Genomic DNA, 14,226 nt, shown 5'->3' with positions numbered 1-14,226 from the left:
CCCAACAACCCCTTGACTGCGCTCGTGTGAGCCGGTACACCAGCACAGGCAGCATCCTATAGGAAATAGGCTTACCTGCTCTGGAGGTTGGTTCGTGAAGTTCATGCGCGTCGGGCCCGTCGGGCAGGAGCGTCCCGTGCTGTACGTCGACGGCCGGCACTTCGACCTCTCGTCGGTCACCGACGACATCGACGGGGAGTTCCTCGCCGGTGACGGCGCCCAACGGGTCCGTGCCGCCACCGACCTACCGGAGATCGACGTGACCGGCCAGCGGGTCGGCGCGCCGCTAGCCCGGCCCGGGGTGGTGCTCTGCGTCGGGCAGAACTACGCCGCGCACGCCGCCGAGTCGGGCGCCGAGCCACCGACCGCGCCGATCATCTTCTACAAGGCACCCAACACTGTGGTCGGGCCGTACGACGAGGTCCTGATCCCGCGCGGTTCCACGAAGACCGACTGGGAGGTGGAGTTGGCGGTGGTGATCGGGCGACGGGCCCGCTACCTCGCCTCACCGGCGGACGCCCTCGACCACATCGCCGGGTACGCGCTCTCCAACGACGTGTCCGAGCGCGACTTCCAACTTGCCGTCTCCGGCGGCCAGTGGTCCAAGGGCAAGTCCTGCGAGACGTTCCAACCGCTCGGGCCCTGGCTGGTGACCGCCGACGAGATCGACGACCCGCAGGCGCTGCGGCTGCGCTCCTGGGTCAACGGCGAGCCCCGGCAGGATTCCAGCACCAAAGACATGATCTTCGACGTGGCTCACCTGGTCTGGCACCTGTCCCAGTACACAGTGCTGGACCCGGGTGACGTCATCAACACCGGCACCCCGGAGGGGGTGGCGCTCTCCGGCCGGTTTCCGTACCTGACCGCCGGCGACGTGATGGAGGTCGAGATCGAGGGCCTCGGCCGGCAGCGCAGCCCGCTCACGAACGCCTGATGGCAGGGGAGAGAAGCATGCGGTGTGACGGCCTCGTGGCGGTGGTGACCGGCGGTGGCTCGGGAATTGGAGACGCCTGCGTGCGGGCGTTCCTGGCCGCCGGCGCCCGGGTCGGTGTCCTCGACCTGGACGTGTCGGGGCTGCCCGAGGACCCTCGCGTCCACGCGGTCGCGGCCGACGTGGCCGACCGGTCCTCGGTCAGCGCGGCCGTCGCCTCGGTCGCCGAGGCGTTCGGGGGCGTCGACATCCTGGTGAACAACGCCGGCATCTCGGCGGTGGGCACCGTGGAGGAGGACGACGACGAGCAGTGGAGCAGGGTGCTCGACGTCAACGTCTCCGGCGTGGCCCGCACGAGCGCCGTCGTCCTGCCGTACCTGCGCCGGTCGTCGTCCGCCGCGATCGTCAACATCTCCTCGATCGCGGCGACCGTCGGCCTGCCCCGACGAGCGTTGTACTCGGCGTCGAAGGGCGCCGTGCACGCCCTCACCCTCGCCATGGCTGCCGACCTGGTCACCGAGGGGGTCCGGGTCAACTGTGTCGCCCCGGGCACGGTCGACACCCCGTGGGTGGCCCGACTGCTCGCCGGGGCGGCCGATCCGACGGCGGAGAAGCGGCACCTCGCCGCCCGCCAGCCGACCGGCCGTCTGGTGACCGCCGACGAGGTCGCCGCCGCCGTCCTCTACCTCGCGTCGCCCGCCACCGGCTCGGTGACGGGCACGTCGCTGGCGGTGGACGGCGGCATGTCCGGCCTGCGGCTACCCGCGCCCGCCGGAGGCGGAGCGGGTGCGTGACATGATTGCGCGATGGACGCTCGGCTCGCCCTCGCGCAGGACCCCACCACACCACAGATGACCCTTATCGACCTGGCGTCCGACCCGTCGGCGGTGGTCCGCAAGACGGTCGCCGCTCGGCCCGACGCCCCCGCGCAGGCCCTGCGACCGCTGACCCGGGACCACGATCGTCAGGTCCGCGAGGCGGTGGCGAGGAACCCGTCCTCCTCGATCGGCAACCTCATGCGCCTCGTCAAGGACGACGACCGGTGGGTGCGCTGGGCGGTCGCCAGCAACCCGGCCTGTGACGAGTCGATCCGGCGGGTGATGTCGGAGGCCTCGGACAAGGAGCTACGCGGACTCCTCGCCGAGAGCCGTGAGCTGGAGCCCGAGTTGGCCGCCCGGCTGGTCGACGACGCCTCACCCGAGGTGCGCGAACGGCTCGCCACCCACACCCACGACCCCGACGTGATCACCGCGCTGCTGGCCGATCGCACCGCCCGCGTACGCAAGGGGCTCGCCCGCAACCCGCGGACCACCGCCGACCAGCGCAGCGCGCTCGCCGCGGACCCGGTGGTCGACGTCCGGGCCGCGCTGGTCCGCGCCCTCGAGTTGAACGAGGCGGACCTGGAACGCCTGGTCGACGACCGCTCGGTGCAGGTGCGAGTGGCGATGGCGACCTCCGAGGTCGTCCCGCCGCACGTCCGGGAGGCACTCACCCGCGACCCCGACGAGACTGTGGCCGCTGCCGCACGGGACTTCCGGCCCGGCGCCGGCACCTCGTCGGTGCTGCGGGCCCCCCGCATCGGCCACCGCCCCTCCGCCGCGGGCCCGGGGCGCCGGCGCGACTCCCGCCGCTAGCGCGCGGGGACCTGACGTCCCATGATCAGGTGATGAGAAATAGCTTTCAGGGCGCTCCCGGAGCTACTTTTCATCACCTGATCATCGTGCGTCATCGACGACCGGTATCAACGCCATCGTCACGGCGCAGAACATCGAGGTCACCGAGAACACCACCCGCAGTGGGGGCGCCTCTTTCCGGGTGACAGCCCTCGTCGGGGTGATCCACTCGGGTTCACGGAAGTTGGGGTGTCGGAGACGGTCCGATAGCGCGCTTTCACTGGAACCGAGTCGATCAAGGCGCGTGGTCGCGGCGGCGGTCGGTGTCGCCGGTCTGCTCCCACAGTGACCTCATCTCGTCGAACGCCTGCTCCATCAACCGCACCATCGCCTGGCGCGCCCGCTCGCCGTCGCGCCGCTGGATCGCCTGGGCGACGTCCGCGTGCATCTGGAGGGCTTGTTGGTGGGGGTGGTGCGGCATGAGGTGGTGCTTGTGTCGGCCGGTCAGCACCTCCGCGACCAGATCCTGGAGCCGGACGAACATCTCGTTGCCGGAGGCGAGCAGCACCCGCCGGTGGAACTCGATGTCGAGGTGCAGGAAGCGCTCTTCGTCGCCGCCCTCGCCGGCAGCCCACATCTTGGCGGCCAGCCCGACCAGATCGCTCGCCTCGTCGTGGCCGATCCGTGTCGCGGCCAGGAAGGCGGCGTGCGGCTCGACGGCGGTGCGTAGCTCGGTGATCGACCGGAGCTGAGCCATCCGGCCGGCGGACGCGAGACGCCACCGGATCACCTGCGGGTCGAAGACGTTCCACGCGCTCGCCGGCAGGATCATCACGCCGACGCGGCGGCGGGCCTCGATGAAGCCGATGGAGGCCAGGACCCGCAGCACCTCGCGGACGACGGAGCGGGAGACGGCGTACCTGTCGACCAGCTCGTCGATGTTGAGGACCGCCCCGGGTGCCAGCTCGCCGCCGCAGATCGCGGTGCCGAGGTGGTCGAGGACGCGGGCGTGCAGCCCTGACTCGGCAGGGACGACGGCAACCTCTAGTGAGGACGGTTCCACGCAAAGATCGTATCAGTTAGATGTACCTCTTGAAATAGTCTGCTTTTTGCGCCTAGCATCCCGATGTTAAGCGGATGTAACACCGAGGTAGCGGCCTCCCCCGGGGCCGGTGACCACGACAGAAGGCGAGACAAGCGTGCGACGTCGATCGATAATCGGCACTTCTCTGGCCGTGGTCGCAGCCATGGGCCTGACCGCCTGTGGCGGCGACGACGGCGGCGAGGGCTCGAAGACCGTTCGCGTGACACTGGTCAACCACGTCTGGACCGAGAACATCAAGAAGGCCCTGCCGGAGTTCGAGAAGCAGACCGGGCTCACTGTCGAGGTCACCCAGCTCGGCGAGGACCAGCTCTCCGACCAGTACAACGTCAAGCTCAACGCCGGCTCCACCGACCTCGACGTGATGATGTACCGACCGTTGCAGGAGGGGAAGCTGTTCGGCAAGAACAAGTACCTCGCCGACCTGGGCAAGAACGCCAAGTCGGACAGCGCCTTCGAGCTCGGTGACTTCCAGGCCGGGCCGATGCAGGCGACGACCTATGAGGACAAGGTGGTCGGGGTGCCGATCATCACCGAGCAGGAGGTCCTCTACTACCGCAAGGACCTGCTGACGAAGTCCGGCTTCACCGCGCCGCCGAAGACCCTCGACGAGCTCAAGGCGCAGGCGGCGAAGGTCGAGGCCGACAACCCCGGCGTCGCCGGCTTCGTCGCCCGGACCGGTAAGGCCGCCGCCGTCACGCAGTTCTCCAGCTTCCTCTTCAGCTTCGGCGGCGACTTCGTCGACGGCAGCGGCAAGGCCACCGTCAACACCGAGCAGGCCAAGCAGGCGTACGCCTACTACGGCGGGCTGCTGCGCGACCACGGCCCGGAGAACATCAGCACCGACATGAGCTGGTCCGAGGCCATGGCGATCTTCACCCAGGGCAAGGCGGCCTTCTACACCGAGGCCAACTCGCTCTACAAGAACGCCACCGACCCGACCAAGTCCAAGGTCGTCGACACCGTCGGCTTCGCGGCGTTCCCGGCAGGTCCGGCCGGATCGAAGCCGTACAACATCCCCTCCTGGGCGCTCGGCGTGAACGACAGCTCGGAGAACAAGGACAACGCCTGGAAGTTCATCCAGTGGGCGGCCGGCAAGGAGCAGGCGCTGGCGCAGCAGACCGCCGGCGTCCCCGGTGCCCGTACCTCGGTCTGGGCGAATCCGGCGAGCACCGCGAGCCTGCCGAAGGACCTCGCCGAGGCCAACACGGCCAGCACCGCCAACGGCGTCGGCCACGACCGCCCACTGGTGGTCAAGGTCGCGCAGGCGCGGGAGATCGTCGGTCAGCCGATCGTCGACGCGATCACCGGCAAGGACGCCGCCGCCTCCGCGGACACGGCCAACGCGGCGTTCCAGAAGTTCCTCGACGACGAGGCGAAGTAGCCCGACCGCCGGGCGGCGGAGCCGACGGGCTCCGCCGCCCCGCCGGGACCTGACCCCCGAACCCGGAGACCCCTCATGTCAGCCGTCATCACCCCCCGCACCGACACGCCCGAGGCCGCTGCGGCGCCCCCGGAAGACTCCGCCTGGTCACGGTGGGCCAACGAACACCGCAAGTGGCTCTTCGCGGCGCCCGCCATGGCGTTCGTCGCCCTGCTGATCATCTTTCCGGTGGCGTGGACCGGTTACCTGAGCCTGACCGACGCCGAGGGTTCGGTACGCGCCGACTTCGAGTTCATCGGCGTCCAGAACTACGTCGACGTGCTCACCGACACCGAACGGTTCTGGCCGGCGGTCTGGCGGACGGTCCTGTTCACCGGCGTCGTGCTGTTCTTCGAGGTCGTCCTCGGCATGGCGATAGCCCTGCTGCTGTGGCGACCCTTCCGCGGCGAGAAGTGGGTCCGGGTCGCGATCCTCCTGCCGCTGGTGGCCACTCCGGTGGCGGTCGGCATGATGTGGCGCCTGATCTTCGACCCCAACATCGGCATGGCGAACCAACTGCTCGGCTGGGTCGGCATCGGCCCGCAACCCTGGCTGGCCGGCCAGCACTCGGCGCTGCCGACGACGATGTTCATCGACATCTGGCAGTGGACCCCGATGGTCGTGCTGATCCTGCTCGCCGGGCTCACCTCGCTGTCCGACGAACCCCAGGAGGCGGCCCGGATCGACGGCGCCAGCAGTTGGCAGCGGTTCCGGCACGTCACCCTGCCGCTGCTGATGCCCACGGTGATCGTGGCCATCCTGCTGCGTGGCATCGACGCACTCAAGACGTTCGACATCCTCTACGCGACGAAGGGTCGCGGTGGCGGGTCCTTCCACGAGGTCGAGACCCTCAACGTGTACGCCTACGGCCTGAGCTTCGACTACAACGACTACGGCGTCTCGTCGACGGTCCTCATCATCTTCTTCCTGATCATCATCGGAGTGATGTGGGCCCTCACCTATCGCAAGAAAGGGCTGGGCCGATGAAGCCGAGCAAGCCGTACCAGGTGTTCCGAACGTCGGCTCTCGTCGTCGTGGTGTTCGCGCTGATGGCGCCCCTGCTCTGGATGATCGCCGCGTCGTTCAAGACCAACGTGGACATCTACGACACCGCCAAGGCTTTCGTCTTCTCGCCCAGTCTGAAGAACTACGAGACGGTGCTCCAGCAGGCGAACTACCTCCAGTTCATCGGCAACAGCCTGTGGGTGGCGTTCGCGGCGACGACGCTCTCGCTCCTGCTCGGGGTGCCGGCCGCGTACTCGATGAGCCGTTTCGCCATGAAGAAGTCCGCGCTGGTCGTGCTCATGGCCCGGGTGATCCCCGGCGTCTCGCTCCTGGTGCCGTGGTACTACGTCTTCTCGAACCTCAAGATGGTCGGCGGCTTCACCGTGCTGGTCCTGAGCCACATGTTCGTGTCGCTGCCGCTGATCGTCTACATCATGATGGGCTACTTCGACGGCCTGCCGACCGAGTTGGAGGAGGCCGCGCTCGTCGACGGGCTGACCCACATCGGCGCGTTCCGGCGGATCACCCTCCCGCTGTCGGTGCCCGGCGTCGCGACCGCCGGCATCCTGTCGTTCATCTTCTCCTGGAACAACTTCATGTTCGCCCTGGTGCTCTCCGGCGCCGACACGAAGACGCTGCCGGTCGCGATCTTCGACTTCGTCGGCTACGCCAGCATCGACTGGGGCGGCCTGATGGCCGCGGCGACGGTGGTCACCCTGCCGATCATGCTGATCGCCCTGTTCGTGCAGAAGTACGTCGTCTCCGGCCTCACCGCCGGTGCCACGAAGGGCTGACCGCTCCATGACGAAGATCGCACGGGTGGAGACCTTCCTCGTCGCGCCGCGCTGGCTGTTCGTCCGGATCGAGACGGAGTCCGGCATCGTCGGCTGGGGCGAGGCGACCTGCGAGGGCCGGTCCGAGACCGTCCGCACGGCCGTCGAGCAGCTCGCCGAGCTGCTGACGGGTCAGGACGCCCTGCGCATCGAGGACCACTGGCAGGTGTTGACCAAGGGCTCCTTCTACCGGGGCGGGCCGATCCTGGCCAGCGCGGTGTCCGGTCTGGACCAGGCGCTCTGGGACATCGCGGGCAAGCACTACGGCGCCCCCGTACACCAGCTGCTCGGCGGGCCGGTCCGCGACCGGATCCGGGTCTACGGATGGGTCGGCGGCGACGAGCCCGCCGAGATCCGCGACCAGATCAGCGCCCGCATCGAGGCCGGCCTGACCGCCGTGAAGATGAACGCCTCCGGACGGATGGGCCCGCTGGCCTCGGTCGCCGAACTCGACGCCGTGGTGCAGCGGGTGGCCGTCGCCCGCGAGGTCCTCGGCGACCAGCGGGACGTGGCCGTCGACTTCCACGGGCGGTTCACGCTCGCCAACGCCCGGCGGGTCGCACCGCTGCTGGAGCCGTACCGGCCGTTCTTCCTCGAAGAGCCGGTGGTGCCGGAGAACTCACACCTCATCGGTGAGGTCGTCCGGTGCACCACGACCCCGGTCTCGACCGGGGAGCGGCTCTACAGCCGGCAGGAGTTCCTACCCGTCCTGCAGGCCGGCATCGCGGTGGCCCAACCGGACCTCGCGCACGCCGGCGGCATCACCGAGGTACGCAAGATCGCCACGTTGGCCGAGGTGTACGACGTGCAGCTCGCCCCGCACTGCCCGCTCGGGCCGATCGCACTCGCCGCCTGCCTCCAGGTCGGCTTCGCCACCCCCAACTTCCTGATCCAGGAACAGAGCATCGGCATCCACTACAACCTGGGCGCCGAGGTGCTCGACTACTGCCTCGACAAAACCCCGCTGACCTTCGTCGACGGGTACGTGTCCCGGCTGACCGCACCCGGTCTCGGCATCGAGGTCGACGAACACGCGGTACGGACAGCCGACAAACGCGGTCACGCCTGGCGCAGCCCGACCTGGCGGCACGCCGACGGCTCCTTCGCGGAGTGGTGAGACCACCCCCCAGACCGGCACCAACGGAAAGGCACCCCCGTGAAGATCGTCGCCGCGGACATCATCGTGTCCAGCCCCGACCGGAACTTCGTCACGCTGAAGATCACCACCGATGACGGCATCACCGGCCTGGGCGACGCCACGCTCAACGGCCGTGAGCTGTCCGTCGCCTCGTACCTGCGCGACCACGTCGCCCCGCTGCTGATGGGGCGCGACGCGCACCGGATCGAGGACACCTGGCAGTTCCTCTACCGCTCGGCGTACTGGCGGCGGGGGCCGGTCACCATGGCCGCCATCGCCGCCGTCGACGTCGCGCTCTGGGACATCAAGGCCAAGGCCGCCGGCATGCCGCTGTACCAGCTGCTGGGCGGCGCGTCCCGCACCGGCATCATGGCGTACGGGCACGCGTCGGGGCGGGACATCCCCGAGCTGTTCGACTCGATCCGCCGCCACCTCGACGAGGGCTTCCGGTCGATCCGGGTGCAGACGTCGGTGCCGGGGATCAACGCCGTCTACGGCGTGGCCGCGCAACCCAGCGCCACCGGTCAGCGCTACGACTACGAACCCGCGCAGCGCACCCCGCTGCCGGCCGAGGAGGACTGGGACACCCGCGCGTACCTGCGGCACCTGCCCACCGTGTTCGAGGCGGTGCGCGCCGAGTTCGGCCCGGAGCTGCCGCTGCTGCACGACGGTCACCACCGGATGACCCCGATCCAGGCCGCGAAGCTCGGCAAGTCCCTCGAACCGTACGACCTGTTCTGGTTGGAGGACTGCACCCCGGCCGAGAACCAGGAGGCGCTGCGGCTGGTCCGCCAGCACACCACCACCCCGCTGGCCATCGGCGAGGTCTTCAACACCGTCTGGGACTACCAGACCCTGATCCGCGAGCAGCTCATCGACTACGTCCGGTCCGCGGTCACCCACACCGGCGGCATCACCGCCATGCGCAAGCTGCTCGACTTCGCCGCCCAGTACCAGATCAAGTCCGGCATCCACGGCCCCACCGACATCTCCCCGGTGGGCATGGCCGCGGCGCTGCACCTGGACCTGGCCATCCACAACTTCGGGATCCAGGAGTACATGAAGCACACCCCGCTGGCCAACGAGGTGTTCCGGCAGTCGTTCACGTTCACCGACGGCTACCTGCACCCGGGCGACCAGCCGGGGCTCGGGGTGGAGCTGGACGAGGAGGCGGCGGCCCGGTTCCCGTACGAGCCGGCCTACCTGCCCTTCAACCGGCTCAAGGACGGCACGGTCCATGACTGGTGAGCCGCGTAGCCGGCACATCGTGGTGATGGGCGTCTCCGGGTGCGGTAAGACCACGGTGGCGCGGGGGATCAGCGCGGTGACCGGGCTGACGTTCGTCGAGGCGGACGAGTTCCACTCCCCGGAGAACGTGGCACTGATGCGCTCCGGCGTACCCCTGGACGACGGCAACCGGAGGCCCTGGCTGGTCGACATCGCCCTGTGGATCGCCGCTCGCGCGGCGGAGGGCCGGTCGACGGTGCTGGCCTGCTCGGCACTGCGGCGGTCGTACCGGGACGTGCTCCGCCAGGGCGCGCCGCAGGTGGACTTCGTGCACCTGCACGGGCCGGCGGAGGTCATCCGGGAGCGGATGGCGCGACGCGAGGGGCACTACATGCCGGCGAGTCTGCTCGACTCCCAGCTCGCCACGCTGGAACCGGCCGAGCCGGACGAGTCGGTGCTCGTGCTCGACGTCTCGCTCCCGCCGCGAGCCCTGGTCGCGATAGCTGTCAGGAGGCTCGGCCTGCCCGTCTGGACGCCGATGGGGGAGGCCTCCGGTGGCATGTTAGGTTAGCCTGCCCTCACCCACCGGAGTTCGCCGCCATGCCCCCATCGATCCGAGCATGACAGTCGCCGAGATCAGCGGGGGCGTGGTGCTGCGCCGTGCCCTGCGCCGCCAGCGCCGCCGGGTGGTGCTCGGCATCGTGCTGCTCTGCGCCCACCAGGCCACCGAGGCCCTCGTACCGGTCGCCATCGGCGTGATCATCGACCGGGCGGTGGCCACCGGGGACGTCGCCGCGTTGCTGCTCTCCCTCGCCGGCCTCGCCGCGCTGTTCACCGCCCTCGCCTTCGCCTACCGCACCGGCGCCCGGCTGGCCTACGCCGCCGTCGAACACGAGGCGCACACGACCCGCGTCGAGATAGTCCGAAGCGCCCTCGACCCGCGTGGACACCGCTCGGGTCTGCGCGACGGGGAGCTGCTGTCCGTCACGGCCTCCGACGCCGAGTTGTCCGCGCTGGTCGTACGCGTCGCCGGGCTCACCGCCGCGGCGCTCACCGCGATCGTGGTAGCGGCTGTCGCGCTCCTCGTCGTCGACGTCCCCCTCGGGCTCGGGGTGCTCATCGGCGTACCGCTGCTGGTCGTCGCCCTTCAGCGGATGGCGCCGCTGCTCACCCGGCGCAGCACGTCGCAGCAGGAGGCGCTCGCGGCCACCACCGCGCTCGCCGTCGACCTCGTCACCGGGCTGCGCGTGCTGCGCGGCATCGGCGCGCAGGACCACGCCGCCCGACGGTACGCGGGCGCCAGCCGGCACGCCCTCGACGTGACCCTTCGCGCCGCCACCACCAAGGGCCTGCACCTCGGCCTCACCACCATGGTCAACGGCCTCTTCCTCGCGACGGTCGCCGGCGTCGCGGGCTGGCTCGCGCTTGAGGGTCGGCTCACCATCGGCGAACTCGTCGCCGTCGTCGGGCTGGCCCAGTTCATCGCCGAGCCGGTGCAGACGCTCGGGTACTGCGTACAACTGTTCGCCATGGCCCGGGCCTCGGCGGCGCGGGTCGCGCGGGTCCTCGGCGCGGCGCCGGTCCTCGCGCCGGGTGACGCCGGGCCGCCCGCCCCGAGCCCGTCCCGGCTCGCCCTCGACGCGGTCTCGCACGCGGGCCTCGACGCCGTCGACCTGCGCGTCCGCGCCGGTGAGATCCTGGGCGTGCTCGCCTACGACCCGAGCGAGGCCGAAGCGCTCGTCGCGCTGCTGGCCGGCCGGGTGCACCACGCGGACTACCGGGGGACGCTGTACGTCGACGGCGTACCCGTGGAGGACCTGCACATCGACGCCGCGCGCACCGTGGTCCTGGTGGAGCCACACGACGTGGCGCTGTTCGAGGGCACCCTGCGCGCCAACCTCAGCGCCGATGCCCACGTCGACGACACGGTCCTGCGGGCCGCCGTGCGGGCTGCCGCCGCCGAGGACGTCCTCACCGCACACCCGGACGGCCTCGACCGCCGGCTCACCGAGCGGGGAGCGAACCTGTCCGGCGGTCAGCGGCAGCGGATCGGGCTCGCCCGCGCGCTCGTCGCCGACCCACCGGTGCTGGTGCTGCACAACCCCACCACGGCTGTCGACGCGGTGACCGAGGCACTGCTCGCCGAAGGGTTGGCCTCGGTCCGCGCGGCGGACGCCCGCGCCACGGTGCTGATCACCACCAGCCCGGCCCTGCTGCACGTCACGCACCGGGTCGCCGTGATCGACAAGGGTCGGGTGGTCGCCGAGGGTCCGCACGAGCGGTTGCTCGCCAGCGACACCCGCTACCGGGAGGAGGTCCTGCGATGACCGACCCGTCGACCGCGAGCCGCGTCGAGGCGCGGCACCTGCTGCCGACGGCCACCGGCCGGCAGACCTGGGCCGCCCTCCGTACCGAACTGGCCCGCCTGCCACTGCTCAGCGTCGTCGCCGGCACGCTGCTGGTCGCCGCCTCCGCGACCGGGCTCGTCGCGCCGTGGGTGCTCGGGCGCCTCGTCGACGACGTCATCGCCGGAACCGACACACAGCAGGTCGTGGCCTGGGCGGGCGTGATCGCGGGCGCGGCGGTGCTCGCCGGGCTCCTCACCGCGGCCGGAGCCGCGGTCGCCGCACGCCTCGGCGAGACAGTGCTGGCCCGGCTGCGGGAGCGGGTCCTCGACCGTGCCCTGCACCTGCCGTCGGCCACCCTGGAGCGGGCCGGGACCGGCGACCTGGTGGCCCGGGCCGGCGACGACGTGGCGGTGGTGACGAACGTGATCGCCACCAGCGGCCCCGCCTTCCTCGGCGCGACGCTGTCGGTCGTGTTGACGGCGCTGGGGCTCTTCGCCCTCGACTGGCGGCTCGGCATCGCCGGGCTGGCCGCCGCACCGGCCTACGCGGTGGCGCTGCGCTGGTACCTCCGGCGGTCGGTGCCGTACTACGCCCGCGAGCGGGTGGCGACGGGCGAGCGTACGCAGGCGACGGCCGAGGCGCTGCGCGGCGCGGCGACGGTACGCGCCTACCGGATGGAGGACGCGCACGTCGCGCGGATCGCCGACCGCTCCGGCGTCGCCCGCGACCTGGCGCTGGAGATCTTCGGCCTGTTCACCAGGTTCGGGCTGCGCATCAACAGGTCCGAGTTCGTCGGGCTGGCCGCCGTGCTGCTCGCCGGCTTCCTGCTGGTCCGCGAGGGCCTGTCCACCGTCGGTGCGGCGACCACCGCGGCCCTCTACTTCCACCGCCTCTTCAACCCCATCGGCCTGCTGCTGTTCGAGTCGGACTCGGTGCTCCAGGCCGGGGCGAGCCTCGCCCGGCTCGTCGGCGTGACCACACTGCCGGACACCGCATCGCCCGACAGCCGCCGGCCCGCCCGGCCGGAGCGGCCCGAGCCGGCGGCGCTGGAGGTGACCGTCGCGCAGCACCGCTACGACGACGGACCTGTCGTGCTGCGGGACATCACCCTCCGTCTCGCACCCGGTGAGCGCGTGGCGCTGGTGGGCGCGAGCGGTGCGGGCAAGAGCACGCTCGCCGGCATCATCGCCGGCATCATCGAGCCCAGCCAGGGTTCGGTGCGCCTGCGCGGCGTGCCGCTGGCCCACCTCGGCGAACACCAGCTCCGACGCGAGATCGCCCTGGTCAGCCAGGAGGTGCACGTGTTCGCCGGGCCGCTCGCCGAGGACCTACGCCTGGCCGACCCGGACGCCACCGACGCCGAGCTGACCCGCGCCCTCGACCTCGTCGGCGCCACCGGGTGGCTGCGTACCCTGCCGGACGGGCTGGCGACCGCCGTGGGGGAGGGCGGACGGCAGCTCACCGCGGCGCAGGCCCAGCACCTCGCGCTGGCCCGCCTCGTTCTCGCCGACCCCGCCGTCGCGGTCCTCGACGAGGCCACCGCGGAGGCGGGCAGCGCGGGCGCGCGCGACCTCGACCGGGCCGCCGTGGCGGCCACCGAGGGCCGTACCACGTTGGTCGTCGCCCACCGGCTCAGCCAGGCGGCCACCGCGGACCGCATCGTCGTCCTCGACCAGGGTCGCGTCGCCGAGCACGGTACGCACGCCGAGCTGCTCGCGGCCGGTGGCGGCTACAGCAACCTGTGGCGTTCCTGGCGTACGCCCGACCCGGTGCCGCCCGCACGGGAGAGCACCGAGGGGAACCGTCACCCGGATGTGGGAGCCCCGGGAACTTTTCCGGACCGGCCGACGACAACCAGAGTGCGCGGCTGACCGGCGGCGTCCCGACGACGGCCTCCCGGCCGAGAAGGAGCGCCCGTGGCACACAGGACGGTGGTCAGTGCGGACCGGCGGCGTTGACGACGCCCAGGTCACCCGGTGGGCGCAGGACGCGGGCCAGGGCGACCGGCAGGCCGCCACGGCGTTCGTCCGGGCCCTCCAGGACCAGGTCTGGCGGTTCCTGTCGCATCTCGCCGGGCCGGGTGAGGCCGACGACCTGACCCAGGAGACGTTCCTGCGGGCATTCCGCAACCTGCCCGGCTTCGCCGGACGCTCGTCGGCCCGCACCTGGGTGTTCACGATCGCCCGGCGGGTCGCCGTCGACCACGTACGAACGGCGGTGGTCCGGCCCAGGCTGGCGTCCGTGCCGGACTGGCAGGCGGCGGCCGAGGCCGCCGGGGCGATCACCGCCGGGGCCGACGAGAGCGTGACACTGCACCAGCTGATCGCCGGTCTGGCCCCGGAGCGCCGTGAGGCGTTCGTCGCCACCCAGGTGCTCGGCCTGTCGTACGCCGAGGCGGCGGAGATCTGCCAGTGCCCGGTCGGCACGATCCGGTCCAGGGTGGCCCGGGCACGCGAGGATCTCGCCACGGCCTGGCAGCTCGACAGCGCCCCGGGCCGGGAGCGGCAGACGAGCTGAGCGCGAGCACCGGACCGGCGACCCCGCACGTCACCCTCGTACGTCAGCGCCACCGGTCGACGACCGGTGGCGCTGACGTTCCGCGCGGG

General features: G+C 71.2%; 13 protein-coding genes. 12 read left to right on the top strand and 1 reads right to left on the bottom strand.

The window, feature by feature from the left end:
- The first annotated feature begins 94 nt into the window (after positions 1 to 94).
- Genes O7631_RS25970 through O7631_RS25960 form a run of 3 tightly spaced genes read left to right on the top strand, consistent with a single transcriptional unit; the run spans position 95 to position 2,565 of the window.
- Entirely contained in the window at positions 95 to 934 is an 840-nt protein-coding gene (locus O7631_RS25970; RefSeq protein WP_278146671.1) for a fumarylacetoacetate hydrolase family protein, read from the top strand.
- Between the two features lie 17 nt (positions 935 to 951).
- Positions 952 to 1,725: an SDR family oxidoreductase gene (locus tag O7631_RS25965; RefSeq protein WP_278146670.1), complete on the top strand. Its 774-nt coding sequence runs from the start codon at positions 952 to 954 to the stop codon at positions 1,723 to 1,725.
- 12 nt (positions 1,726 to 1,737) lie between these two features.
- On the top strand, positions 1,738 to 2,565 hold the full coding sequence (locus tag O7631_RS25960; RefSeq protein WP_278146669.1) for a hypothetical protein: 828 nt from the start codon (positions 1,738 to 1,740) through the stop codon (positions 2,563 to 2,565).
- Positions 2,566 to 2,839: 274 nt separating this feature from the next.
- Here the strand turns inward: O7631_RS25960 and O7631_RS25955 are convergent, their stop codons facing one another.
- Positions 2,840 to 3,607 (bottom strand): FCD domain-containing protein, encoded by a 768-nt coding sequence (locus tag O7631_RS25955; RefSeq protein ID WP_278146668.1) that lies wholly within the window; start codon positions 3,605 to 3,607, stop codon positions 2,840 to 2,842.
- 184 nt (positions 3,608 to 3,791) lie between these two features.
- Between O7631_RS25955 and O7631_RS25950 the strand changes: the two genes are divergently transcribed.
- The 9 genes from O7631_RS25950 to O7631_RS25910 all read left to right on the top strand — a co-directional run bounded on the left by O7631_RS25950 (position 3,792) and on the right by O7631_RS25910 (position 14,137).
- On the top strand, positions 3,792 to 5,030 hold the full coding sequence (locus tag O7631_RS25950; protein WP_244311658.1) for a sugar ABC transporter substrate-binding protein: 1,239 nt from the start codon (positions 3,792 to 3,794) through the stop codon (positions 5,028 to 5,030).
- A 75-nt stretch (positions 5,031 to 5,105) separates the two neighbouring features.
- Entirely contained in the window at positions 5,106 to 6,056 is a 951-nt protein-coding gene (locus O7631_RS25945) for a sugar ABC transporter permease (protein WP_269679537.1), read from the top strand.
- Positions 6,053 to 6,868 (top strand): carbohydrate ABC transporter permease, encoded by an 816-nt coding sequence (locus O7631_RS25940; protein ID WP_269679536.1) that lies wholly within the window; start codon positions 6,053 to 6,055, stop codon positions 6,866 to 6,868. The genes O7631_RS25945 and O7631_RS25940 overlap by 4 nt, the downstream gene beginning before the upstream one ends.
- Before the next feature lie 7 nt (positions 6,869 to 6,875).
- Positions 6,876 to 8,024, top strand: a complete 1,149-nt coding sequence (dgoD, locus tag O7631_RS25935) for a galactonate dehydratase (protein ID WP_278146667.1) — start codon at positions 6,876 to 6,878, stop codon at positions 8,022 to 8,024.
- 39 nt (positions 8,025 to 8,063) lie between these two features.
- A complete protein-coding gene (gene manD / locus O7631_RS25930) occupies positions 8,064 to 9,293 on the top strand; it encodes a D-mannonate dehydratase ManD (protein WP_278146666.1) in 1,230 nt (409 codons plus the stop codon).
- Positions 9,283 to 9,843 (top strand): gluconokinase, encoded by a 561-nt coding sequence (locus O7631_RS25925; protein ID WP_278146664.1) that lies wholly within the window; start codon positions 9,283 to 9,285, stop codon positions 9,841 to 9,843. Before manD ends, O7631_RS25925 begins: the two co-directional genes overlap by 11 nt.
- Positions 9,844 to 9,892: 49 nt before the next feature.
- Entirely contained in the window at positions 9,893 to 11,599 is a 1,707-nt protein-coding gene (locus O7631_RS25920; RefSeq protein WP_278146663.1) for an ABC transporter ATP-binding protein, read from the top strand.
- Positions 11,596 to 13,491, top strand: a complete 1,896-nt coding sequence (locus tag O7631_RS25915; RefSeq protein WP_278146662.1) for an ABC transporter ATP-binding protein — start codon at positions 11,596 to 11,598, stop codon at positions 13,489 to 13,491. Before O7631_RS25920 ends, O7631_RS25915 begins: the two co-directional genes overlap by 4 nt.
- A 67-nt stretch (positions 13,492 to 13,558) precedes the next feature.
- Positions 13,559 to 14,137, top strand: a complete 579-nt coding sequence (locus O7631_RS25910; protein ID WP_278146661.1) for a sigma-70 family RNA polymerase sigma factor — start codon at positions 13,559 to 13,561, stop codon at positions 14,135 to 14,137.
- Positions 14,138 to 14,226 lie beyond the last annotated feature (89 nt).

This window comes from Micromonospora sp. WMMD967 (assembly GCF_029626165.1).
Taxonomy (GTDB): Bacteria; Actinomycetota; Actinomycetes; order Mycobacteriales; family Micromonosporaceae; genus Micromonospora; species Micromonospora taraxaci.
The sequence above is the reverse complement of the archived record's forward strand: the minus strand, read 5'-3'. Positions and strand labels throughout refer to the sequence as shown.